The 24607-nt window shown below is 73.6% G+C and carries 16 protein-coding genes; 12 read left to right on the forward strand and 4 right to left on the reverse strand.

All coding sequences use genetic code 11. From position 1 onward, the window contains the following. Positions 1 to 67: 67 nt before the first annotated feature. Both KIN34_RS14820 and KIN34_RS14825 read left to right on the forward strand, forming a co-directional pair. A complete protein-coding gene (locus KIN34_RS14820) occupies positions 68 to 1909 on the forward strand; it encodes an alkyl/aryl-sulfatase (protein ID WP_214352596.1) in 1842 nt (613 codons plus the stop codon). Between the two features lie 42 nt (positions 1910 to 1951). Continuing rightward, positions 1952 to 3418 (forward strand): DUF1254 domain-containing protein, encoded by a 1467-nt coding sequence (locus KIN34_RS14825; RefSeq protein ID WP_214352598.1) that lies wholly within the window; start codon positions 1952 to 1954, stop codon positions 3416 to 3418. A 97-nt stretch (positions 3419 to 3515) separates the two neighbouring features. Here KIN34_RS14825 and poxB read toward each other — a convergent pair whose 3' ends face one another. Next, on the reverse strand, positions 3516 to 5237 hold the full coding sequence (poxB, locus tag KIN34_RS14830) for a ubiquinone-dependent pyruvate dehydrogenase (protein WP_214352600.1): 1722 nt from the start codon (positions 5235 to 5237) through the stop codon (positions 3516 to 3518). 180 nt (positions 5238 to 5417) lie between these two features. Here poxB and KIN34_RS14835 point away from each other — a divergent pair, with 180 nt between their 5' ends. After that, positions 5418 to 5858, forward strand: coding sequence for an SRPBCC family protein (locus KIN34_RS14835; RefSeq protein WP_214352602.1), 441 nt, complete (start codon positions 5418 to 5420; stop codon positions 5856 to 5858). Between the two features lie 36 nt (positions 5859 to 5894). Here KIN34_RS14835 and KIN34_RS14840 read toward each other — a convergent pair whose 3' ends face one another. Continuing rightward, positions 5895 to 7232, reverse strand: coding sequence for an NAD(P)/FAD-dependent oxidoreductase (locus KIN34_RS14840; RefSeq protein WP_214352604.1), 1338 nt, complete (start codon positions 7230 to 7232; stop codon positions 5895 to 5897). A gap of 145 nt (positions 7233 to 7377) precedes the next feature. On the opposite strand from KIN34_RS14840, the gene KIN34_RS17210 reads away from it, so the two are divergent. From KIN34_RS17210 to KIN34_RS14865, 7 genes are all read left to right on the forward strand, one after another. Continuing rightward, positions 7378 to 7506: a hypothetical protein gene (locus tag KIN34_RS17210; protein WP_273544150.1), complete on the forward strand. Its 129-nt coding sequence runs from the start codon at positions 7378 to 7380 to the stop codon at positions 7504 to 7506. A gap of 4 nt (positions 7507 to 7510) precedes the next feature. Continuing rightward, a complete protein-coding gene (locus KIN34_RS14845) occupies positions 7511 to 8251 on the forward strand; it encodes a glycosyltransferase family 2 protein (RefSeq protein ID WP_214352606.1) in 741 nt (246 codons plus the stop codon). Between the two features lie 103 nt (positions 8252 to 8354). Then, on the forward strand, positions 8355 to 9836 hold the full coding sequence (locus KIN34_RS14850) for an amino acid permease (RefSeq protein ID WP_214352608.1): 1482 nt from the start codon (positions 8355 to 8357) through the stop codon (positions 9834 to 9836). A 237-nt stretch (positions 9837 to 10073) separates the two neighbouring features. Further along, entirely contained in the window at positions 10074 to 10157 is an 84-nt protein-coding gene (locus KIN34_RS17520; RefSeq protein ID WP_372449567.1) for a putative leader peptide, read from the forward strand. A gap of 201 nt (positions 10158 to 10358) precedes the next feature. Next, on the forward strand, positions 10359 to 11783 hold the full coding sequence (locus tag KIN34_RS14855) for a dicarboxylate/amino acid:cation symporter (RefSeq protein ID WP_214352610.1): 1425 nt from the start codon (positions 10359 to 10361) through the stop codon (positions 11781 to 11783). A 474-nt stretch (positions 11784 to 12257) separates the two neighbouring features. After that, on the forward strand, positions 12258 to 12593 hold the full coding sequence (locus tag KIN34_RS17445) for an STAS domain-containing protein (protein WP_214352612.1): 336 nt from the start codon (positions 12258 to 12260) through the stop codon (positions 12591 to 12593). Positions 12594 to 12868: 275 nt separating this feature from the next. Further along, positions 12869 to 14398 carry an MATE family efflux transporter gene (locus KIN34_RS14865; RefSeq protein ID WP_214352614.1) on the forward strand — a complete coding sequence of 510 codons (1530 nt, stop codon included), beginning with the start codon at positions 12869 to 12871 and terminating at the stop codon, positions 14396 to 14398. A 94-nt stretch (positions 14399 to 14492) separates the two neighbouring features. Here the strand turns inward: KIN34_RS14865 and KIN34_RS14870 are convergent, their stop codons facing one another. Both KIN34_RS14870 and KIN34_RS14875 read right to left on the reverse strand, forming a co-directional pair. Continuing rightward, positions 14493 to 16154 carry an ATP-binding cassette domain-containing protein gene (locus tag KIN34_RS14870; protein ID WP_214352616.1) on the reverse strand — a complete coding sequence of 554 codons (1662 nt, stop codon included), beginning with the start codon at positions 16152 to 16154 and terminating at the stop codon, positions 14493 to 14495. Positions 16155 to 16401: 247 nt separating this feature from the next. Next, entirely contained in the window at positions 16402 to 21795 is a 5394-nt protein-coding gene (locus tag KIN34_RS14875) for a pectate lyase-like domain-containing protein (protein WP_214352618.1), read from the reverse strand. A gap of 275 nt (positions 21796 to 22070) precedes the next feature. Between KIN34_RS14875 and KIN34_RS14880 the strand changes: the two genes are divergently transcribed. Next, entirely contained in the window at positions 22071 to 23516 is a 1446-nt protein-coding gene (locus tag KIN34_RS14880) for a SpoIID/LytB domain-containing protein (RefSeq protein ID WP_214352620.1), read from the forward strand. Between the two features lie 32 nt (positions 23517 to 23548). Further along, the gene (locus KIN34_RS14885) at positions 23549 to 24589 is read left to right on the forward strand and encodes a LacI family DNA-binding transcriptional regulator (RefSeq protein WP_214352622.1); all 1041 of its coding nucleotides are present in this window, start codon (positions 23549 to 23551) and stop codon (positions 24587 to 24589) included. Positions 24590 to 24607: the final 18 nt, after the last annotated feature.

Genomic DNA, 24607 nt, shown 5'->3' on the forward strand with positions numbered 1-24607 from the left:
CAGAAGCACAACCAGCAGAAGCACAACCAGCACAGGCAGATCCAGCACAGAACCGAGGGAGCACACCATGGTGGGCACGACGAGCGCGGCGAACCTGCCGTTCGACGACACGCGCGACTTCGACGCCAGCGAGCGGGGGCTCGTCGCGCGGGGCGAGGGCGTGGTGCGCAACGACGCGGGCGAGGTCGTCTACGACGCGACGAGCTACGACTTCCTCCAGGGCGACGCCCCCGGCACCGTGCACCCGAGCCTGTGGCGGCAGTCGACGCTCGTCGCGCGCCACGGACTGTTCGAGGTGACCGACGGCATCTACCAGGTGCGCGGCTACGACCTGTCGAACGTCACGTTTGTCGAGGGCGACACGGGCGTGATCGTCATCGACCCGCTGATCTCCACCGAGACGGCGGCCGCGGCCTGGGCCCTGTACCGCGAGCACCGCGGCGAGCGGCCCGTGAAGGCCGTGATCTACACCCACAGCCACGTCGACCACTTCGGCGGCGTCAAGGGCATCGTCTCCCAGGAGCAGGTCGACTCCGGCGAGGTCCAGGTGCTCGCGCCCGAGGGCTTCCTGGAGCACGCGATCTCCGAGAACGTCTACGCCGGCACCGCGATGGGACGGCGTGCGGGCTACATGTACGGCGCGGCGCTGGAGCGCAGCGCGACCGGCAGCGTCGGGGCCGGGCTCGGCCAGACGACCTCGACGGGCAGCGTGACGCTCATCGTGCCGACGGTGCTCGTGACCACCACGGGCGAGGAGCACACGATCGACGGCGTGCGCATCGTCTTCCAGATGGCCCCGGGCACCGAGGCCCCGTCCGAGATGCACTTCTACTTCCCGGACCGCCGCGCGCTGTGCATGGCGGAGAACTCGACCCACACGCTGCACAACCTGCTCACCCTCCGGGGTGCGCTCGTCCGCGACCCGCACGTGTGGGCGACGTACCTGACCGAGGCGATCGACGCGTTCGGCAGCCGCACCGACGTGCTCTTCGCGTCGCACCACTGGCCCACCTGGGGCACCGACGACGTCGTCGAGTTCCTGAGCCTGCAGCGGGACATGTACGCGTACCTGCACGACCAGACGCTGCGCCTGACGAACCTGGGCTTCACCGGCTCGGAGATCGCGGAGCAGTTCCAGATGCCCCCCGCGCTCGACGCGGCGTGGCACACGCACGGCTACTACGGCTCGGTGAGCCACAACGTCAAGGCGATCTACCAGCGCTACATGGGCTGGTACGACGGCAACCCCGCCCGCCTCTGGCAGCACACGCCCGAGAACGCGGCGACCCGTTACGTCGAGGCGATGGGCGGGGCCGACGAGGTGGTCCGCAAGGCGCGCGAGGCGTTCGAGGCCGGCGACCTGCGCTGGGCCGCCGAGCTCCTGGACCACGTCGTGTTCGCCCAGCCGGACCACGCCGACGGCCGGGCGCTGCTGGCCGACACGCTCGAGCAGCTGGGCTTCGGCTCCGAGAACGGCACCTGGCGCTCGGCGTACCTGTCCGGTGCCATGGAGCTGCGCAGCGGCAGCTTCGGCACGCCGACGGTCACCGCGGCGCCCGACGTCGTGAGCCACCTGAGCCCGGAGATGTTCTTCGACGCGCTCGCCGTGCAGGTGGACGGGCCGCGCGCCTGGGACCTCGACCTCGCGACCCGCTGGACCTTCCCCGACCACGGCGCGACCTTCCGGGTCACGCTGCGCAACGGGGTGCTCACGTACCTGAAGGACGGCTCGGGCGACGCGCAGCTCACCCTCACGGTCCCGCGTCCCGCGCTCACGGCGCTCGCCGGCGGCGACGTCGCGGCCGCGCGGTCCGGCGGGCTGGCGCTCGAGGGCGACGAGGCCGTGCTCGGCTCGCTCCTCTCGGTCCTCCAGCCCGGCGACCGCGACTTCGAGATCATCGTCCCCTGACCCGACCAGCGTGACCGCACCCCGCACGACCCTGGAGGACACATGAGCACCGACCGATTCCGTGAGCTCGCCGAGCTGCCGTTCGACGGCGGCTACCCGACGCCCGAGACCCGGCGCACGCTGGACGAGGAGCTGTACTTCCAGCGCGCCACCCAGGCGTACCTGTGGGCGCTGCCCGCCGTGAACATGTACGCGATGAAGGTGGGCCTCGGGAAGGTCTCCGGCACCGGCTACAACGTCATGTCCGTGGCGGACAAGCGGCTCAAGCCGCGCACCGTCATCACGACCCCCAACTCGGACGTCATCTACGGCCTCACGTTCGCGGACCTGTCCCAGACCGGTCCGCTCGTGATCGAGGCGCCGCCGCACCTGCAGGCGCTGATGGACGACTTCTGGCACCGCCCGCTCGTCGGACCGAACATCGACGGGCACCAGTACCTGGGCGACATCGGCATCCCGGGGCCGGACCGCGGCAAGGGCGGCACGTACCTCGTCGTCCCGCAGGGGTTCGACGAGGAGATGGGCGACGACTACTTCGTCTTCACCAGCCCGACGAACGGCGTCTTCATCTTCGTGCGAGGGTTCTTCACCTCGAACGACGACCTCGCGCCGGGGGTCGCCTCGGTCGAGGGCATCACTATCCGCCCGCTGCACGGCGAGGCGGAGCCCATGCGGTTCGAGCACGTCTCCGACGCGCCGGCCGACGCGCTGTTCCCGCACGACGCGACGTACTTCGACCTGCTCGACGAGTTCGTCCAGGGCGAGCAGGTGGACGCGGTCGACCCGTACATGCACGGCGTGCTGGCGGCGCTGGGGATCGTCAAGGGCGGGACGTTCGCGCCGAGCGCGCGCGAGCGCGAGCTGCTCGACCAGGCGGCCACGACGGCCTGGAAGATGGCCAAGAACGTCGCGGCGAACTACGACGAGCGGGACAAGGCGCTGTGGTGGGACGACCGCCAGTGGGTGGCCCACGTGCTGACCGAGCCGGACGACTTCATGCACACCCTGCTCGACGAGGAGTGGCGCTACCGCACCACCGGCCACACGCACGTGGACGCCAAGGTGCACATGTTCATCAACCACTACTCGATCAGCACCGGGATGATGTCGTCGGTCGTCGGCATGGGCGCCAAGTACGGCGACGCCTACAAGGACTCCGACGGCGAGTACCTGCGCGGTGAGCGCACCTACCGGCTCGTCATGCCGCCGAACGCGCCCGCCAACCTGTTCTGGTCGGTCACCGTGTACGACGCGGAGACGGCCGCGGGGGTCGACGCCGAGGGCCAGGAGTACCCGTCGCTCAACTCGATGGACCCGCTCGAGTACGACGAGGACGGCTCCGTCACGTTCTTCATCGGTCCCGAGCGGCCCGAGGGCGCCGCCAACTGGCTCAAGACCGTGCCGGGCCGCGGCTGGTTCAGCCTGTTCCGGTTCTACGGCCCGAAGCAGGAGTTCTTCGACCACCTGTACCGCCCGGGGGCGTTCGAGCGCGTCGACGTGACGGCCTGACCACCACGGCCCGACGACGCCAGCCTGCCGAACGGCAGCCCTGCCGAACGCCAGCCTGCCGAACGGTCGCGGCGACGAGCCCGACCGCGGGCGGACCTCAGAGCACCTGACGGAGGTTCGCCCGCGTGAGGTCGAGCAGCTCGTCGCCGCGGCCGGACAGCAGCGTGCGCAGCGCGTAGAGGGCGAAGCCCTTGGCCTGCTCGAGCTCGATGGACGGCGGGATGGTCAGCTCCTGCCGCTCGGTCACGACGTCGACGAGCGCCGGCCCGTCCAGCGCGAACGCCTCCTGCAGGGCGGGCCGCAGCTCGTCGGACCGCTCGACGCGGAACGCCCGCAGCCCGGCGGCCTCCGCGATCGCCGCGAGGGACGGGTTGTCCAGCCCGGTCGCGGTGGTCACGAAGCCCGCCGCCTTCATCTCGAGCTCGACGAAGTTGAGGGAGGCGTTGTTGAACACGACGACCTTCACGGGCAGCCGGTTCTGGGTGAGCGTCAGCAGCTCGCCGAGCAGCATCGCGACCCCGCCGTCGCCGGACAGCGCGACCACCTGACGCTGCGGGAACGCCGCCTGCACGCCCGTGGCGTGCGGGACCGCGTTGGCCATCGAGCCGTGGATGAACGAGCCGATGAGCCGGCGCCGGCCGTTCATGCGCAGGTAGCGCGCCGCCCAGATGACGGGGGAGCCCACGTCGGGCACGAACACCGCGTCGTCGGCCGCGAGCTCGTCGACCAGCCGCGCGACGTACTGCGGGTGCAGCGGCTTGTCGCCCTTGCGCGGCGTCGCGAGGTCGTCGAGCCGGTCCCGCGTCTTCGCGTAGTGCGCGAGCGCATCGTCGAGGTGGCGGCGGTCCTCCTTGCGGGTCAGCAGGGGGAGCAGCCCGACGAGCGTCTCGCGCACGTCCCCGACGATCCCGAGGTCCAGCGGCACGCGACGGCCCAGCCGCTCGCCGCGCAGGTCGACCTGGACGATCCGCGCCTCGTCCGGGAGGAACGCCCGGTACGGGAAGTCGGTGCCGAGCATGAGCAGCGTGTCGCACGCGGCCATGGCCTTGTACCCCGAGGCGAACCCGAGCAGCCCCGTCATGCCCACGTCGTACGGGTTGTCCGGCTCGACGTCCTGCTTGGAGCGCAGCGTGTGGACGATCGGCGCGCCGAGGGCGTCGGCGAGCTGCAGGAGCTCGGGCTGGGCGCCCGCCGCCCCCGCGCCGGCCAGGATGGTCACGCGCTCCGCGTCGTCCAGGACGGCGGCCAGCCGCGCGAGCTCGTCGTCGGACGGGAGCACCCGCGGGCGCGCGGCGCGCACGCCGGTCACGGTCTCGTCCGCCGCGTCGGCGAGCGCGACGTCCCCGGGGATGACCAGCACGCCGACGCCGCGGAGCTCCACCGCGGCCTGCATCGCGGTGCGCAGCACGCGCGGCATCTGCACGGCCTGAGCGGCGTACTCGACGTAGACCGAGCACTCACGGAACAGCTCGGTCGGGTGGGTCTCCTGGAAGTAGCCCGAGCCGATCTCGGAGGTCGGGATCTGCGCCGCGATCGCGAGGACGGGGACGCCCGAGCGCTGCGCGTCGTACAGCCCGTTGATCAGGTGGAGGTTGCCCGGGCCGCACGAGCCGACGCACACCGCGAGCTCGCCGGTGACCGCGGCCTCGGCGCTCGCGGCGAACGCCGCCGCCTCCTCGTGCCGGACGTGCACCCACTCGATGCCGGAGCCGCGCAGCGCGTCCGTGAAGCCGTTGAGCGAGTCGCCGGGGATGCCGTAGACCCGCCGGACCCCGGAGGCGGCGAGCGTGGCGACGATGTTCTCGGCGACGGTGGTCATGCGGGCGGCTCCTCCGGTGGGCAGTCGGGCTCGTCCTCCAGCGTGCGGCACCCCGCGGCGATCCGCGCGGGCTGACGGGGCGGCGGCGGAGTCAGCGGCGAGGCGAGGGCCGGTGCGGTCGCGCGCCGGGCCCGCGCGACGGACGATGCCGTCACACGTCACCGGCGGGAGAGGGTTGTCATGATCACGGTGGTCCGCGAGGTCCGGAGCTCCCCGGACGCCGTCCTGGCGATCCTGGCCGACGGGTGGACGTACGCGGCCTGGGTGGTCGGCGCGTCACGCATCCGCGAGGTCGACGCGGCGTGGCCCGCGCCGCGCGCCCGGATCGGCCACTCCGTGGGGCTGTGGCCCGCGGTCCTGGACGACGAGACCGTCGTGGAGCGGTGGGTTCCCGACCGCGGCATCGAGCTGCTGGCACGCGCCTGGCCGGCGGGGGAGGCACGGATCCGGATCGAGGTGGCGCCCCGGGGCGACGGGTGCGTGGTGCGGATGGAGGAGGACGCCGTCAGCGGGCCGGGGCGCTGGATCCCGCGCCCTCTGCGCGCGGCGGCGCTGACGACACGGAACCGGGAGACCCTCGCCCGTCTGGCGCTGCTCGCCGAGCGCCGCTCGAGCTCGTAGCGGTCCCGCCCGTCGACGTGGGCACCCCGCCGGCGGCTAGTCGTCGGTGCGTGACCCGAGCGCGACCTCGCCCTCGCGGCGGAGCGCGTTGCGGGCGATCACCTGCTGCCAGGTCGCAGCGCGCTCGGCCCGGCCGCGCCCGACGAACGAGACCGCCCAGTGCAGCAGCGTCGTCAACCGGTTCTTGAACCCGACGAGGTAGAACAGGTGCACGCCGAGCCACAGCGCCCACGCCGGCAGCCCGGCGACCTCGATGCGCCCGACCTTCGCGACCGCGAAGAACCTCGACACCGTCGCCATGCTGCCCTTGTCGTGGTAGACGAAGGGCTCCCCGTGCGGCTCGCCGGCGACGTGCCGGCGGATCTGGTCGGCCGCGTGCTCGCCGCTCTGCATCGCGACCTGCGCGACGCCCGGCAGGTCGTCCAGGCTCATCAGGTCGCCGATGACGTAGACGTTCGGGTAGCCCGGCAGCGTGCACGACGGGGTGACCTTGACCCGGCCCGCCCGGTCCACCTCGGACCCCGCCCGCTCGGCGAGCACGCGCCCGAGCGGTGCGCCCTGCACCCCGGCCGCCCAGACCTTGCTCGACGAGGGGATGCGCTGCTGCTCGCCGTCCGTGCCCTCGACCGTGACCGCCTCGTCGTCGACGTCGACGACCTTCCAGCCCGTCCAGATCTCGACGCCCATGTCCTCGAGCTGCTCGGTGGCGGCCGCGCTGAGCCGCTCGGGGTACCCGGGCAGGACGTGCGGCACCGGGTCGACCAGGAGCACGCGGGCGCGTCGCGGGTCGATGCTCCGGAACTGGCCGGGCAGCACCCGGTGCGCGAGCTCGGCGACCTGCCCCGCCATCTCGACGCCCGTGGGGCCCGCGCCGATCACGACGAACGTGAGCAGCCGGTCCACCGCGGCCTCGTCCCGCTCGAGCTCGGCGAGCTCGAAGGCGCCGTAGATGCGCCCGCGGACCTCGAGCGCGTCGTCCAGGCTCTTGAGCCCGGGCGCGTGGTCCGCGAACTCGTCGTGCCCGAAGTACGACTGGCCGGCACCGGCGGCCACGACGAGCGAGTCGTAGTGCGTCCGCGTCTCACCCACCGGGGAGCGGTGGACCACCTCCTGCGCCTCGAGGTCGACGTCCTCGACCACGCCCAGCAGCACGCGCGCGTTGCGCTGGCGTCGCAGCACGTCGCGGGTCGCGGGGGCGACCTCGCCCGACGAGAGGACGCCCGTGGCGACCTGGTAGAGCAGCGGCTGGAACAGGTGGTGGTTGGTCCCGCTGATGACGGTGACGCGCACCGGCGCGTCGCGCAGCGCCCGCGCCGTGAACAACCCGCCGAACCCGGACCCGACGATCACCACGTCGTGCGGTCGACCAGACATCGCTCTCCTCGCTTCCACGTGGGACCGGGCGGGCGGCGCCGGCGCCCGCCGCTGCGGGCACGCGCCACCCCGTCCTGCACGACCGTACGAGCCGAGGGCGGCGGGCGCGCGACGAAGCCGCCGCGACCGCGTCGGGATCGACCCCGTGCTCGACGCCGCGCTCGACGGCTTGCTCGACGGCTTGCTCGACGGCTTGCTCGACGGCTTGCTCGACGGCTTGCTCGACGGCGAACGCCGCCCGACGCGCGCCCGCGCCGCGGCCCGGCGACGATGACGGGATGACCCCACGCGCGCTGCCCACGGTGTCGGTCGTCGTGCCCGCCCTCGACGACGCGCCGGCGCTGGCCCGGTGCCTGCAGGCCCTCGCGGGGCAGACCGTCGCGCCGCTCGAGGTGGTCGTCGTCGACAACGGGTCCTCGGACGCGACCGCGGCCGTGGCGCGCGCGGCGGGCGCCCGCGTGGTCGACGAGCCGCGCCGCGGCATCCCCGCCGCGGCGGCGGCGGGCTACGACGCCGCGGTGGGCGACGTCATCGGCCGGCTCGACGCCGACTCGGTGCCGGCGCCGGACTGGGTCGAGCGCGTCGCGACGACCTTCGCACGCGACCCCCGGTGCGCCGCCGTGACCGGGACGGGCCGGTTCGTCGACCTGCCCGCCGTCGTGGGCCCGGCCGCCATGACGGTCTACCTGGGTGCGTACTACGTGCTCGGCGGCCTCGCCGTGGGCGGCACCACGCTCTGGGGCTCGTCGATGGCGCTGCGTCGCGGTGCGTGGCGCGAGGTCCGCCGGGACGTGACGCGCAGCGACGCCGAGGTCCACGACGACCTGGACCTCGCGTTCGCGCTCGGCCCGCGCCGGCGCGTCCGCCTCGAGCGCGGCCTGCGGGTCGGCGTGTCCGCCCGCTCGCTGCGCGGCGGCAGCCAGCTCGCCCGACGGTTCGCGCGCGCGGGCCGGACCCTGCGGCGCAACTGGCGGCGCCAGCCGCCCTGGACCCGGTGGCGGGTCCGGCTGTCCGGCTGAGGTCCGTGGTGCGTCGCCCGGGCGCCGTCCCCGGCGCGCGAGGCCCCGCGCCCTCCGACACACTCGAGGTGACCGGCGTCGGACGGGGAGCGGGGAGCACTCGATGAGCATGCTGCGCACGAAGTCGATCGAGCAGTCCCTGGCGGACGCCGACGAGCCGGAGTACCAGCTCAAGCGGACCCTGTCGGCGCTCGACCTGGTGGTCTTCGGGGTCGGCGTGGTGATCGGCGCCGGCATCTTCACGCTGACCGGACGGGCGGCGCACGACGTCGCCGGGCCGGCCATCGTGCTGTCCTTCGTCATCGCCGCCGTCTGCTGCGGGCTCGCGGCCATGTGCTACGCCGAGTTCGCCTCGAGCGTGCCGGTCTCGGGCTCGGCCTACACCTTCAGCTACGCGTCGCTGGGGGAGCTGCTGGCCTGGATCATCGGCTGGGACCTCATCCTCGAGATGTTCCTGGGCGCGAGCGTCGTGGCGCAGGGGTGGAGCGCGTACCTGGGCTCGCTCGCCGAGAACCTGGGCTGGTCGATCCCCGAGTCGATCGGCTACGGCGGCGTCGTGGACGTGCCGGCCGTGCTGCTGGTCCTGGTGCTGGGCGGCCTCATGACCCTCGGCATCAAGGAGTCGATGCGGGTCAACCTGGTGCTGGTCGGGCTCAAGCTGTTCATCGTGCTGTTCGTGATCTTCGCCGGGATCGGCTTCATCTCCTCCGCGAACTACAGCCCGTTCATCCCGCCTGCCCAGGAGCCGGCGGCCGCCAGCGGGCTCACGCAGCCGCTGGTCCAGGCGCTGCTCGGGTTCGAGCCCACCACGTTCGGCGTCGGCGGGATCGTCGCCGGCGCCGCGCTCGTCTTCTTCGCGTACATCGGGTTCGACGTCGTCGCGACGACCGCGGAGGAGACCCGGAACCCGAAGCGCGACCTGCCGATCGGGATCATCGGCTCGCTCGTCATCTGCACGGTGCTGTACTGCGCCGTCGCGGTCGTCGTGACGGGCATGGTCCCGTACGACGAGCTCGACCCCGAGGCGGCGCTCGCCAACGCCTTCGCGGTGCACGGGGCGGAGGGCATGGCGACGATCATCTCGGCCGGCGCCGTCGCGGGCCTGACGACGGTGGTGCTCACGCTCATGATCGGCGCGTCCCGGGTGATGTTCGCCATGAGCCGGGACCACCTGCTGCCCGCCGGTCTGGCCAAGGTGCACCCGCGGTTCCGCACCCCGTGGGTCATCACGGCGATCGTCACGGGGATCACCGCGCTGGTCGCCGGCCTGACACCCGTCGGCGTGCTGGAGCAGATGGTCAACATCGGCACGCTGTCCGCGTTCGTCATGGTCAGCATCGGCGTGATCGTGCTGCGCCGGACCCGGCCGGACCTCCCGCGTGCGTTCCGGGTGCCGTGGGTGCCGGTCCTGCCGATCCTGTCCGCCCTGATCTGCCTCTACCTCATGCTGAACCTCTCGGTCGAGACCTGGCTGCGGTTCCTGGTGTGGCTCGCGATCGGGTTCGCGATCTACTTCTTCTACTCGCGCAGCCACTCGCGCCTGGCGGGCACCGACCGTCACGCCCGGGTACAGCCCCCGACCTGACCCCTCCCCACACCACACCCCCGCGAGCGCGGACACCGGCACGCGAGCGCGGACGAAGAGCGGGTGCGTTCGGTCCGCATCGTCCGCACTCGGCGGTGGGTGGGGTGTGGAGTGGTGGGTGGGGGGACGGGTGGTGGGGGTCGCCCGGGTGCCGTGGGATGATTTCCCGGAGCGACCGTGTTATCGCATCGGAGGCCGCCGCAGCGGCGGCCCCGCGTCCCCGGGAGACACATCCACGTGAGCACGACCCTGACCGAGCGCCGCGCCGTCGACCTGCACCGGGTCGCCAGCGCGCTCTGTCGCGCCACGTCCGGCTGCTGAGCCTCTGAGGCGGCGTCGCCGCCCCGGCTCCCCGCGCCGTCCCGGACGGTCCTCGCGCCGTCACCCGCCCGTCCGCCGGGCGTCCGCGTCCGCCTCGCCGGGCGCCGCCCGCCCGCTCGTCGGGCCGTCTCCCGCCACCCCGGGTGGCCCGTCCGTCCTGACCGTGCCACGGCCTCGTCGTGCGCCCCTGAAAGGTTCCCCGTGACCGACACGTCCACGAAGCCCGCCCGCCGGCTGCGCTTCCCCTCCTTCACCGTCCAGGTCCTGCTGGGCCTCGGCCTGGGCATCCTGCTCGGCTGGGTCGCCCTGCAGATGGGCCCCGCCGCGGACGGCGAGGCCAACTGGCTGACCACGACGCTCGACACGATCGGCTCGTCGTTCGTCACCCTGCTCAAGGCGATCGTGCCGCCGCTCGTGTTCCTCGCGATCGTCGCGTCGATCGCGAACCTCCGGAACGTCACCAACGCCGCGCGCCTCGCGTGGCAGACGATCCTGTGGTTCGCCATCACCGCGGCGATCTCGGTGAGCGTGGGCATCGGCCTGGGCCTGCTGCTCAAGCCGGGCTCGTCGGCCTCGCTCGACCCGGCGCAGGGCGAGGCGCCCCCCGGGTCCGGCTCGTGGCTCGACTTCCTCAACGGCCTGATCCCCGGCAACGCACTCGGCCTGGGTGCGTCGACGCAGCTGCAGGACGACGGCAGCGCCGAGACCTCGATCTCCTTCAACGTGCTACAGATCGTTGTCGTCGCGCTCGTCGTCGGCATCGCGGCCCTCAAGACCGGCCGCTCGGCCGAGCCGTTCCTGGCGTTCAACCGCTCGGCGCTCGCCGTGGTCCAGAAGGTGCTGTGGTGGATCATCCGCCTGGCGCCGCTCGGCACGCTGGGCCTCATCGGCAAGGCCGTCGCGACCTACGGCTGGGACCTGCTCGAGCCGCTGAGCACCTACGCGCTGGCGATCTACCTGGGCCTCGCGATCGTCCTGTTCGTCGTCTACCCCGTGATCCTGCGGACCAACGGCCTGCGCGTGCTGAGCTACTTCCGTGGCGCGTGGCCCGCGATCCAGCTCGCGTTCGTGTCGCGCTCGTCCATCGGCACGCTGCCCGTCACGCAGCGGGTCGTGGAGCGCAACCTCGGCGTGCCGTCCGGGTACGCCTCGTTCGCCGTGCCGCTGGCCGCGACGACGAAGATGGACGGCTGCGCCTCGATCTACCCGGCGATCTCCGCGATCTTCGTGGCTCAGATCTTCGGCATCGACCTGTCGCTCGGCGACTACCTGCTGATCGCGTTCGTGTCGGTCGTCGGCTCGGCGGCGACCGCCGGGCTCACCGGCGCCGTGGTCATGCTGACCCTGACGCTGTCCACGCTCGGCCTCCCGCTCGCGGGGGTCGGCCTGCTCCTCGCGATCGACCCGATCCTCGACATGGGCCGCACGGCCGTGAACGTCGCGGGCCAGGCCCTGGTGCCGACCGTCGTGGCCAAGCGCGAGGGGATCCTCGACCTCGAGCGCTATGCGTCCGCGTCGGCCGAGGACCTGTTCTCGGACGAGCCGGAGATCGACGCCGCGGCGGTCGACGCAGCGGCGGACGGGGGGTCGCGCGACGGCGTGCGCGAGCCGGTCACCGTCGGCTGACGCCCCGGCACTCGACCCGGAGCGCCCTTCGTCGGGCGCACGACGCAGCGAGGCCCCGGTCGCGGTAGCGGCCGGGGCCTCGTGCTGTCCGGGCCTCGTGGGCCGGGGGACCGGACACCTCGCGGCGGGACCGAGTTGTGAGCCAGGGAACCGCCGCGAGGCGCCGTCGTCGCCCCGCTGGTAACTAGTACCTGCGGTACGACCTAACGATTGCAGCATGCGTCCGACAAGACTCACCCGGGACTTTGGTCCCGGGCGGAAGGGGGTCGGCCTGCGGTATGTCGGTCCCGTCCGATTGCCCCCGGTTGGGGTTCGCGGACGCGGTGTGCAGGTTCTGTGACCGGCGGCCGGGAACGGTTTCGGAGTTGTCGGCGTTCAGCATCGTGGAGGGAGTCGCCCTGGGTGGCGGCACGGCGCGGAGCGCGTAACCTTCCACAGGCCGCGTCGCGCGGTCGCGACGAGCTAGGAGACGAAGTGGTCGATTCCGGAGAGATCCGCGTCGAGGCGGGGCCCGGGACGACCGTCGTCCGGTTGGTGGGGGAGATCGACGTCGCACTGCGCGAGCAGGCGAGCCTGTCGATGGCGACGGCGCTGACAGGCGTCGACCCGATCGTGGTCGACTCCACGGACGCCCGGTTCGTCGACTCGTCCGGGATCGCGTTCGTGATGCAGATGAAGCGCGCCGCCGACGAGGCCGGGCTCGACCTGTCCCTGCGCGACCCCCACCGGGTGCTGCGCGACGTGCTCGAGATCATCGGGGCGTCCGGACTGCTGCGCGACGCGGACGAGGAGCCGGCGCCCGTCGGCTGAGGCCCCAGGCCCGGGTGGGCGCACACCGCCCAACACCCTGGCAAGCCCGCGCCATGCGCGGGCAACGTCCGCGCGCGCCGGACCACGAGCGCGCCAGGACTGCGCCACGGATCCGCCGGGTGTGCGCGAGGGCACACCCGCCGAGCGGGTGAGACGCGGAAAAAGATGCAGGTCAGCGCCAGTCGTAACGATACGATTCTGCATGGCGCCACGATCGGCCGGTACGAGCCAGGACGCCCCGAACCCCCGCCCAGCACCACCATCGGAGCATCACCATGGCCAAGGTCCTCACGGCCGGCCGCCCCTGGCGCGTCATCCTCCTGTTCGCGATCCCGCTGCTCGTCGGCAACGTCGTCCAGCAGCTCTACCAGGTCGCGGACGCCTTCATCGTCGGCCGCACCCTCGGCGTCGACGCGCTCGCGGCCGTCGGCTCGACCGGGAGCCTGCTCTTCCTGCTCATCGGCTTCGCCTGGGGCATGACCTCGGGCTTCGCGATCCCGACGGCGCAGGCGTTCGGCGCGGGCGACGCGGCGGGGGTCCGCCGGTCCGTGGCCACGGGCGCGGTGCTGACGGCCGTCGCCAGCGTCGTGATCACGACGATCGCCGTCGCCTTCACCGGCCCCGCGCTCGAGCTGCTGCAGACGCCGGCGGAGCTGGTGCCGGAGGCGCACACCTTCGCCGTCGTGAGCTTCGCGGGCGCGGTCACCACGATGTTCTTCAACTTCCTCGCGTCGATCATCCGGGCCATCGGCGACTCGCGGACGCCCCTCGTCTTCCTCGCCGTGAGCTGCGTGCTGAACGTCGCGCTCGTCGTGCTGCTCGTCAGCGGGCTGGGCACGGGCGTGGGCGGTGCCGCGTTCGCGACCGTCGTCTCCCAGGGCGTCTCGGTCGCGCTGTGCCTGTGGTTCGTGCGCCGGCGGGTGCCCGCGCTGCACGTCCGCCGCGCCGACTTCCGGATCACGCGCGACGACCTGGCGCGTCACCTGCGCCTCGGCCTGCCGATGGGGTTCCAGGCGTCGATCATCGCCATCGGGGCGCTCGCCGTGCAGCTGCGGCTCAACGAGCTCGGTGCCGACGCGGTCGCGGCGTACACCACGGCCGCGCGCGTGGACGGGCTCGCGGTCGCGCTGCTCGCCTCGCTCGGGCTCGCGGTGTCGACCTTCGTCGCGCAGAACCTGGGCGGCGGTCGGCCGGACCGCATCAGGCGGGGCGTCGTGCAGGGCGTGTGGATGTCGGTCGCGGGCTCGGTCGCGCTCGGCGCGGTCCTCATCGCGGGCGGCGCCCGCATCGTCGAGCTCTTCGTCGGGCCGGGGGAGCAGCAGGTGGTCGACATGGCCGCGCAGTTCCTTACCGTGAACGGCGCGCTGTACAGCGTCCTCGGCGTGCTCTTCGTGCTCCGCGGCGCGCTGCAGGGCCTCGGCAACGCCGCGGTCCCGACCGTCTCGGGGATCGTCGAGCTCGTCATGCGGGTCGCCGCGGCCTTCGTGCTCGGCGCGGCCTTCGGCTACGCCGGCGTGGTGTGGGGCAACCCGCTCGCGTGGATCGGTGCCGTGCTGGTCCTGGTTCCCGCGTACGTGCGCGCCCACCGTGCGCTCGGCCGGGCGACGACGAGCGCCCCCGACCGCGCACGCGCCGCCGACGAGCTGCCCGGCTTCGAGTCGCCGGTCGTCGAGGGACCGGTCGAGGGCTCGCTCGTCGCCGAGGCCGTGGTCCCGCACCCGCGCGGGCCCGGCGTCGACGAGCACGACGAGCACCACGAGCACGACGAGACCAGCGCCGCCCGACCTCAGCTCGTCGGCCGCTGACCCACGCCGGCCCCAGCGCCGCGCGCTCGTGATCCCTCCGGCTCTGAGCGCTCAGAGCCGGAGGGATCACTGTCGAGGGATCACTGTCGAGGGATCACTGTCCCGGCGGTGGTCGGGGGCTAGCGGGGCGGGGGGTCTCCCGGAGTCGGCCGTCGGGGCCGAGCTCGAGGACGCGGTCGAGGGCCAGGCGGCGTAGGAATGCGTCGTCGTGGCTGGTCACCAGGAGCGCCCCGCGGTAGGACGTGAGCGCCTCGACCAGCTGGTCGACCGTCGGCAGGTCGAGGTCGTTCGTCGGCTCGTCGAGGACCAGGAGCTGCGGCGGCGGGTCGGCGAGCAGCAGGCGGGCCAGCGCGACGCGGAACCGCTCACCACCCGACAACGTCCCGACGGGCCGGTGGACGGTGTCCCCGCGCAGCAGCAGCCGGGCGAGCCGGTTGCGCAGCTCGCGGTCCGGCACGTCCGGGGCGGCCGCCCGCACCACCTCCAGCGCGCTCGCCTCGTCGTCCAGGTGCGACGAGCGCTGCGGCAGGTACCCGACGCGGTCCGTCAGCAGGCGCCCCGGCCCCGTGCCGCGGACGAGGCCCTCCAGCAGCGTGGTCTTGCCCACGCCGTTCGGGCCGACGAGCGCCACGCGCTCCGGTCCCTGGACGACGACGGGCGCGACACCCGCGAGGTCGGCCTCGGCCGGCGCGCCCCGTCGCCCCGCGACGTCGAGGAGCACCGGCAGCTCCGCGAGGCGTCGGCCGCGCGGGACCCCGGGGTCGACCACGTCCAGGCGGACGGACTCGTCCTCCCGCACGCGCTGCGCCGCGGCGTCCGCGGCCTCACGGGCGTCCGCGACCTTGCCGTCGAGCGCGCGCCGGTGCCGGCCGGCGGTGGCCTGCGCCTGCGCGGCCCAGGCGTTCAGCACGATCGGGGCGGCCCGGGCGTTCTCCGCCATGGTCCGGCCGACGCGGGCACGCCGCGCGAGCTTGGTCTCGGCCTCGACGCGCTGCCGCCGCTCGACCCGCACCCGCTGCTCGGCCGTGCGCGCCGCCTGGACGGCGGCCGCCTGCTCGATCTCCAGCTGCGCGCGCCACGAGGAGTACGCCCCGCCGTGCACCGTCAGCCGGTGCGCGTACAGCTCGGCGGTCTCGTCCATCTCGTCGAGCAGCGCGGTGTCGTGCGAGACGACGACGAGCGTGCCCGGCCACCCGCGGACCAGCTCGCGCACGACCGCGCGCGCGGCGCGGTCGAGGTTGTTGGTCGGCTCGTCGAGGAGGGTCAGCGCGGCGCGGCGCAGCCGCAGCCCGGTCACGGCGACCAGGACGGCCTCGCCGCCGGAGAGCGTGTCCGCGGGGCGATCGAGGTCGGCCGCACCCAGCCCGAGCGGGCGCAGCGCGTCGGCGGCGCGGGACTCGACGTCCCAGTCGTCGGCGACCGCGTCGAAGTGGTGCACCGCGACGTCGCCCGACTCGATCGCACGCAGCGCGTCGAGCGGACCGGCGACACCGAGCAGGTCGGCCACGCGCCGGGAGCCGTCGAGGGCGACGGACTGGGGGAGGTAGGCGACGTCGTCCGGCGCGAGGACGCTGCCCGACGTGGGCTCCAGGAGCCCGGCGGCGAGCCGCAGCAGCGTGGACTTGCCGGAGCCGTTGGCCCCGACGAGGCCCGTGCGGCCGGTGCCGAACGTGCCGGTCACGCGGTCGAGCGTGACGGTGCCGTCGGGGCGGACCAGGGTGGCGTCGGCGAACGCGAGAGGGGTCGGTGAGGTCATGCAGGGCTCCGGAGGGTCGGCGGGGTGCGCGCGACCGTCAGCCCTCGGCCGCCCGGAGCGGGCGGCGGGGCGGGGTCAGCGCGCGGGACGCGGCGCGGACCGGTTGCCCGTCATGATCACGACCTTCGTTCGACGGCAAGGACACGGCACCCTCGCACGGAGCGTGCGGCGGCGCCACGGTATTTCCGGACGCGGACGGGGCCGCCCGGGTGGTCCCGGACGGCCCCGCCTGTCGTCGCGCTGCGGCTCAGCGCACCGTGAGCGACACCCTCGTCGTCGACACGGCGACCGTGGTGCTGCCCGCGTAGGTCGCCACCACCGTGTACGCACCCCGGCCGAGGCGGGGGAGCGCGACGCGGTAGGCGCCGCCGTCGAGCGTCGCGGTCGCGGCGTGCGCGACCGCGCCGGACGCCGTCAGGACGCGGACCCGCACGGTGCCCTTCGGGTACACGCCCACGCCCTTCACGCGGCCGGTGAGCACCGCAGAGGTCGTCGGCGTGACGCTGGACGACGAGAGCCGCGCGGTCGTCGTCGACGCCGCCCGTCGCACCGTCGTCGTGAGCAGCGTCGCTCCCGGCCGGACGGTGCTGCTGCCCTGGTACTTCACGCGGAACGTGAAGGACCCCGGCGTGAGCCCCGGCGGCAGGTCGAACCGCGCGACCCCGTGCGAGAGCGTCGCGACCCGCACCATCCCGTTGGTCACGCCCGTGAGCGTGACCTTCCCGGAGGCGTCCCCGGCAGGCGCGCCCACGTTCACCGTGAGCCGGCCCGCCGTGCCGTGCCGCAGCGGCGTGACGCTCGCGGTGACGAGCGGCACCACCTTGGCGACGTTCACCCGCAGCGCGCCGAGCGTCGCGGGGGCGGTCTCGTCGTCACCGAGGTACGCGACGACGAGCGTGTGCCTCGCCCGGCTCAGCGTCGCGGGCAGCGGCACGCGTGCCTTGCCCGCGGCATCGAGCGTCGCCGTGCCGAGCACGGCCGACCCCTCGCGCACCTGCACCGTCCCGGTGGGGACCGGGCCGGCCGACGCGACCCGCACCGTGACGGTGCCGGCCGTGCCGTAGGTGAGCGACGGCCGCGCGGCGGTCACGGTCGCCGCGTGCGGCTCCGGGTCCACGGCGGGGTCCGTCTCGGGGTCCGTCGCCGGGTCCACGGGTGCGGCCGGCGGGTCGATCCCGGCGTCCGCGTCGCCCGGGACGGGGTACTCCGCCACGTAGGACGGGATGGTGTCCGACGAGAACTGGCGCTCGCCGACCCCGTTGACCACGTGCTCGAAGATGCCCTCGCCACCCAGCGAGACCGTGAGCATGTGGTGCAGCCGCACGCCGGGCTCGCCCTTCGGGACCTCGAAGCCGCCGTCGACCGTGATCTCCTCCTCCTCGGTGTCCGAGGTGAAGTTGGAGTACGACCCCAGGCCCCACGCCTCGTGCTGCGTGACGCCCTCGTCCACCTTGTACGCCGCCCAGCCCTGGACCTCGTCGTGGTCCCAGGACTCCTGGTCCGGGACGTCGTACGGCAGCTCGTTCTGGTAGAAGACCGTGCGGCCGTTCTCGCCCTTCCAGAGGGTGTTGTACTTCTGGTAGTGCTCGACGAACAGGCCGTAGGCGGCCACGTCGTCACCGTTCACGACGAGCCCGTAGTCGGACGTGTTCTCGTCCCACCCGATGCCCTCGCCGTGGTCGCCGCGCCAGGACCACAGGTGGTCGACGATCGTGTCGTCCGCGTTGACCACCATGGCCGCCTTGACCTTGCCCGCGACCGGGCCGCCGACGCGCATGTACACGTCGCTCAGCACGACCGGGTCGTCGCCGTGATCCGTGTGCACGCCCTTGTCGCCCACGACGAGCAGGGCGGGCGACTCGGTGACCGCGGCGTCGAACAGGATCCCGGCGACCCGGGAGCCGGCGGCGGCGTCGGCCACGTGCATGCCGAAGCTGTCGCCGGTCGGGATGATCGTGGCGAGGCCCAGGCCCAGCACGACCGTGCCGGGGCGGGTCACCTGGATCGTCTCGTCCATCTCGTACACGCCCGGCGTGAGCAGGACGTTCTTGCCCCCGGCCAGCGCCGCGTTGACCTCGGCCGCGGTGGCGCCGGGCTGCACGACGGTGAAGTCGGTCAGGGGGAGCGACTCGCCGTCCGTGGCGTCCGTGCCGTCCGACCAGGTGGTCCCGGTGGTGCCGTCGCGCAGCGCGGGGACGAACACCGACCAGTCGGCGGCGTCCTCCTCGTCGTCGCCCGACAGGTACAGGAACGGCTTCTCGGCCAGCTTGCCCGTGTGCTCGAGCGCCGTCTGCGGCGGCGTCGGCCACGCGGGCACCGTGTCCGGGAGCATCGCGGTGGGCGAACCCGGCGCGTCACCCGTCGAGACCTTGCCCTCGACGCCCGAGTACACGAAGTTCCACACGCCGCCGGCCCACGTGCCGACCTCGCTGTCGCGGGTGTACCACTGCTGCTGCGTCCAGGACTTCACGTACCCCGAGACCTTGGAGTCCGCGATGAAGCCTCCCGACGCCCAGCCGTACCGGCCCGAGTCGAGCAGCAGGTCGCCCTCCACGTTCACGCGACGCAGCGGCGCGGCCTGCGAGACGGCCCACCGGCCGACCCCGCCGTCCGGTGCGTACGTGAGGTTCTCGGCCGAGCGCCAGAAGTTCTGCGTGGCGTTCATGCCGAACCACTCCGCGTCGACCCAGTCGGCGCCGGAGATCGTCACGTCGGTCGGGTCCAGCCCGGCCCCCGCGAGCGAGGTGTAGAAGCCGACGCGGGCGTCGACCGTGTACTCGCCGGGCTTGAAGAAGAGCTGCCAGCGGCCGGTGCCGAACTGGTCGGTCTCCTGGTCGGCGAACACCGAGTCCATCACCGCCTGGATGTCCTTGCCGTCCATCGACGGGTCGAACACGAGCACGTGGTCACCCAGCAGGCTCGTCGTCGGCAGGACCACCTGGCGCGGCTCGAAGACCTCGAGGTCCCACATCGACACCCCGAACTGCGTGCCGCGGGTGACCGCGAGGATCCGGACGTACCGCGCCGTGACGGCGTCGAACCGCGAGACGTGCGGGCCGCTGCCCGTCACGCCGCGCACCTGCGCCGCGGTGGTCCAGTCGGTGCCGTTCGTCGAGACGAGCACGTCGTAGTCGCGCGCGAACGCCTCCTCCCAGTACGGCTTGACGCCGCAGACCTGGGTGGTGGTGCCGAGGTCGACCTGGAGCCACTCGCCGTCCCGGCCCACCCAGTTGCCGGAGCCCGGCGGGACCTCCTGCGTGCCCGAGTCCCAGCGCGCCCAGACGTTGTTGTTGACGGCGTCGTTGCCGTTGCCGTGCGACGCCGTCGCGGTCACGCTCGTCGCGTTGACGAGGTCGCGGCCGCAGACCAGCTGGGCACCGGACGGGACGCCCGAGCCGGAGAGCACCTGCATCTCGTAGAACGAGTAGCCGAACGTGCTACCGCGGTGGATGCCCTGCATCCGCACGTAGCGCGCGCTCGTCTCGTCGAACGTCACCGTGTGCGTGCCCGCCGACTGCCCGCGCTGCTGGGCCACCGTGGTCCAGGTGTCGCCGTCCGACGAGACCTGCACGTCGTAGTCCTTGCCGTAGGCCTGGCCCTCCCAGAACAGCTTGACCTGGTGCACCGGGTAGGACCGGCCGAGGTCGACCTGGTACCACTCGTCGTCCTTGCCGTTCCACGAGCCGTCGAGCGCGCTGCCCCACTTGGTGGACATGCTGCCGTCCACGCCGTTGGCGGCCGGGTCCTGCGCGGACGAGGCCGTGGCGGTCGCGTGCAGGGCGACGTTGGTGCCCGCCGCGTCCGTGACCGTCACCGACAGCGGCGCGTACGCGACGTTGCCGTGGCCGTCGGTCGCGGTGAGGTAGACCTTCCAGACGCCCGCGTCGGCCGGGGCCGTGACCGTCCAGGTGCCGGCGCCGTCCGTGACGCCGCCCGTCGCGACCGCGGGCGTGAGCGAGCCGTCGCCCGTGGCGTAGTTGCCGGACTGCCGGACCTGCACCGCGACGTCGTCGTCCTCGGGGTCCGCGACCGTGGCCGTGACCTGGAACGTCGAGCCGCTGGTGACGGCCGAGGTGGGACCGGTGACGGCCGTGACCGTCGGCGGCCGGTTGCCGTCCGCCGCCGCGCCGCCGTACGCCTGCGCGACCGCGTACCAGGACGCGCGCCGCTGCTCGCCCGGGAACAGGTTGAACCACACGCCGCCGAAGTCGGTCTCGGTGCCGAAGTGGAACATCGTCGCGCCCAGCGCGACGCCCTCGTGGGACTGGATCTCCGCCCACGCGTCGAGGTACGCCTGCGCCTTGGCGGCGTCGGACGGCTCGGACGGCTTGCCCGTCCAGTCCGCGTCGGTCTCCCACTCGCCCCGCGGTCCGGTCTCGGTGACCACGTAGGGGACGGTGTAGCCGCCGTCCTGCCACGCCTGCTGCACGCCGTCGAGCGCGCCGTACGCGTTGATCGCGTACAGGTCGAGCGACGGGGCCTCGGCCTGGAGGTACGGCCACGCGCCGACCCACGCGTCCGTCGAGGTGACGGGGTGGTTGGGGTCGATCGCCTTCACGTCCTGCGCGAGCTCCTCGACGAAGGCCGCGTAGGCGTGCCGCTGGTCCTCGAGCTCCGCACCCGAGTAGCAGCTCTGCAGGCCCAGCAGGGACTCGTTGCCGAGGCTCCACATGAGCACGCCGTCGTGGTCCGCGTACTGCGCCACGTACGTCGCGACGTCGTCGCGCACGTCGTCGAGGTAGCCGTCCGTGCCCGCGACGAAGTCCGGGCAGCCGCCCGAGCCAGGGCCGCCGCCGGGCTGGATCCAGAAGCCCGCGATCACGCGGATGCCGTGCGCGGCGGCCGCGTCGAGCAGGACCTGCGAGCCGGCGTCCGTGCCCCAGGTGCGGATGGTGTTCACGCCCAGGCCGACGAGGTCGTCGAGGTACTCGTCGAGCTTCGCGGCGCTGATCGCGCCCGCGCCGCTCGTCGTCGGGCCCCACGTGAGGCCCTTGACCGTGTACGGCTCGCCGTCGACGTACAGGTCCCAGTCGCCGTAGCTGCCGACGACCTCGACCGTGCGCCCGGTCGGGTCCGTCGGCGTCCCGACCTCGACCGAGCCGTAGACCTCCAGCTCCCAGAGCGAGTAGCCGTAGGCGGTGGTGCGCTGCGTGCCGTGCATCCGCAGGTAGCGGCCCTCCGCGGTGCCGCCGTCGGGGGTGACGGTGTCGACCGCGTTGGCGGCGTACGGCGCGTCGGTGGTGGTGTGCACGGTCGTCCAGGTCTCGCCGTCGGCGGAGACGTCGAGCGTGTAGTCCTGGGCGCGCGCGGTCTCCCACCGCAGCACGACCTGCGAGATCGTCGCGACCTTGCCGAGGTCGACCTGGATGGACTGCGGGTCGGCGCTGGCGCTCTCCCAGCGGGTGGTGGTGCTGCCGTCGAACGCCTTCGCGGCGTCGCCGGACGTCGCGGTGGCCGGCTTGCCCTGCGAGAGCAGGACGGGCGCGTCGGCGGCGCTCGCGGGGGAGGCGATCGCGATGCCGACGGTGGTGAGGGTGGTCGCGGTCAGGGCCGCGGCGGTCAGGGCGGCCGTGAGCCGGCGCCAGGGTGTCGCGGGTCGGGCTGTCGCGGGTCGGGTGGTCAGGGCTGGTGGGGCTGTCATCGGTCCTCCAGACGTCCGGTCGGCGTTGACCGGGTGCGATGCCGCTCGTCGTCGAGCGGCGGTCCTGCAGGTGGTGCACGCTCGTAGAGCGCTCTCTGACCGTGGCGCGAGCAGTATGGCGCCGTCCTGGACGCCCGCACAAGAGAGCGCTCTACGAGGCACCCGCCCGGCCCAACCCCACCGACCGCCCACCCGCCGACCCAGCGATTGCCCCTGGCCCGGGGGCGGGGGGCCAGAGCGATGGCGGGGTGGGGGCGGTGGTTAGGGTGGGGCGCATGTCTCTCGCCAGTCGTCGTCGTCAGGGGCGGGCATCGGTCGCCGTCGTCGCAGCCTCGCTCGTGCTCTCGCTGGGGCTCGCGGGCGGGTCGCCGGCCGTGGCGGCCGAGCGGCCGCCCGCGGCCGACCCGTCGGGCGCGGGCGCCGAGGCGGCGGTCCTCGGCGGGTTGCGGGGGCCGGCTGTCGGTCCGGACGGCTCGGCCGAGACGGCCGTCGATGCGCTCGCCGCTGACGCGACGGCTGCGGGTGCGGGCGGCAGCGCCGCGGCACGGGGAGCCGGGGACGCCGCACCCGCGGCGGCGGGGGACCTCGCCGTGACGGGGCGCGGGTTCGGGCACGGGATCGGCCTCTCCCAGTACGGGGCCAAGGGCCGCGCGGAGGCGGGCAAGACCGCGCAGCAGATCGTCCAGGCCTACTACTGGGGCACGTCGGCGGGCACCGCGTCGGACGCGCGCGCGATCGACGTCTGGCTCACGGCGGACACCGACGGCGCGCTCAACGTGGTGCGCGAGGCAGGCCTCCGGCTGCGCGGGAGCAACCCGGCGAAGGGCGTGACGCGGTCGCTCGTGACGCTGCCGGCGACCGTCTCGGGCGCGACCCCGGACCGGTGGCGGGTCAAGCGCGCGAGCGGTGCGTGGCGGGTGCAGGCCCGCGCGAAGGGCGCCTGGGTCAACGTCTCGACGGCCGCGATCCGCGCGACGCTCAGCGGCGCCACCCGCGTGACCGTCACGTCCGCTGACGGCACCGTGCGCAACGTCGTCGGCAGCACCGCGCGCCAGTACCGCGGCAAGCTCAGCGCGAACCTGGACCAGCGGACCGTGCGGGTGACCGCGACCACCACGTTCACGCACTACCTGCGCTCGGTGGTCCCCTCGGAGATGCCGACGTACTGGCACGCCCAGGCCCTCGGGGCCCAGGCGATCGCCGCGCGGACCTACGCCTCCTACGAGCGGGCGAGCTCGTACCGGCCGTGGTGGTACGACACGTGCGACTCCGCCTCCTGCCAGGTCTTCCGCGGTGAGGCCGACTACACGACGAGCGGCTCGCTCGTGGCGACCTACGTCTGGTCCGCGACGAACAAGGCCGTGGCGGCGACCGCGGGCCAGGTCCGCACGTACGGCGGAAAGCCCGCGTTCACGCAGTTCAGCGCGTCGAACGGGGGGTACACCGTCAAGGGGTCGCAGCCGTACCTGCGGGCGTTCGCGGACCCCTACGACGAGTTCGACGTGTGGAAGCGGACCGTCACGGCGTCGCAGGTCGCGGCGGCCTACGGGATCGGGACGCTCCGCACGGTGACGTTCACCCGCGACGGCAAGGGCGCCTACGGCGGCCGCGTGAAGACGATCACGCTCACGGGCTCGTCGGGCACCAGGACGGTGACGGGCGACTCGTTCCGGATCACGTTCGGGCTGCTGTCCACGCTCTTCACCGCCAAGGTGGGCTGACGGCGCCAGGGCGTGGCGCTACTGTGACCGCCGTGCCGGAGCAGGGGAGCGGTCGGGCCGCGACGCTCGAGGACGTGGCGCGCGTGGCCGGGGTGTCACGCGCCAGCGTCTCGCGCGTGGTCAACGGCAAGCCCGACGTCGCGCCGCGCATCGTCGAGGTGGTGCAGCAGGCGATCGCGACCACCGGGTACGTCCCCAACCGCGCGGCGCGCGCCCTGGTGACCCGACGAGCCGGCACGGCGCTCGTCGTCGTCTCCGGCGCCGACCGCTCGGTGGAGGGGCCCTGGGGACCGGGCGAGGTGCTGGCCGACCCCTTCTTCGGCCGGCTCGCGGGCGGCCTCATGAGCTCGCTGCGACCGCGCGACGTGCACCCGGTGCTCATGCTCGCGCTGACCGACGACGAGCGCGCGCGCGTCGTCAGCTACGTGCGCGAGGGCAGCGCCGACGGGGTGCTGCTGGTCTCGGCCGAGGCGCCCGACCCGTTGCCGGGGCAGCTGGTCGACGCGGGCGTGCCGGTGGTGCTGTTCTCCCGGCCGGACCACGCGCTGCCCGTGGGGTACGTCGACGTGGACAACCGCGCGGGCGCCCGGCTGGCCGTCGACCACCTGGTCGCGCGGGGCTGCCGACGGCTCGGGATCGTCACCGGCCCCCTCGGTGTCCCCGGCGCGCAGGACCGGCTCGAGGGGTTCGTCGAGGCGATGGCTGCGCACGGGCTGGAGCCGCTCCCGCCCGTCGCGGGGACGTTCTCGGTGGACTCGGGCATGGCCGCGACGCGCGAGCTGCTCGACGCCGGGGTCGACGGCGTCTTCGCGTCGAACGACAACATGGGGGTCGGTGCGGTGCTCGCCGCGCAGGAGCGCGGGCTCGTCGTGCCCGACGACGTCGCGGTCGTGGGGTTCGACGACTCGACCGCCGCGCTGATGTGCCGGCCCGCCCTCACGACCGTGCGCCAGCCCATCGAGACCATGGCCGCGCAGATGGCCCGCCTGCTGCTCGAGCAGCTCGACCGGACCGACGGGCCGGTCGAGCCGACCCTCTACGCGCCCACGCTCGTCGTGCGCGGCAGCGCCTGACCGCCCGGGTTCCCGTCC

It is taken from the genome of Cellulomonas fulva (assembly GCF_018531375.1).
GTDB lineage: Bacteria > Actinomycetota > Actinomycetes > Actinomycetales > Cellulomonadaceae > Cellulomonas > Cellulomonas fulva.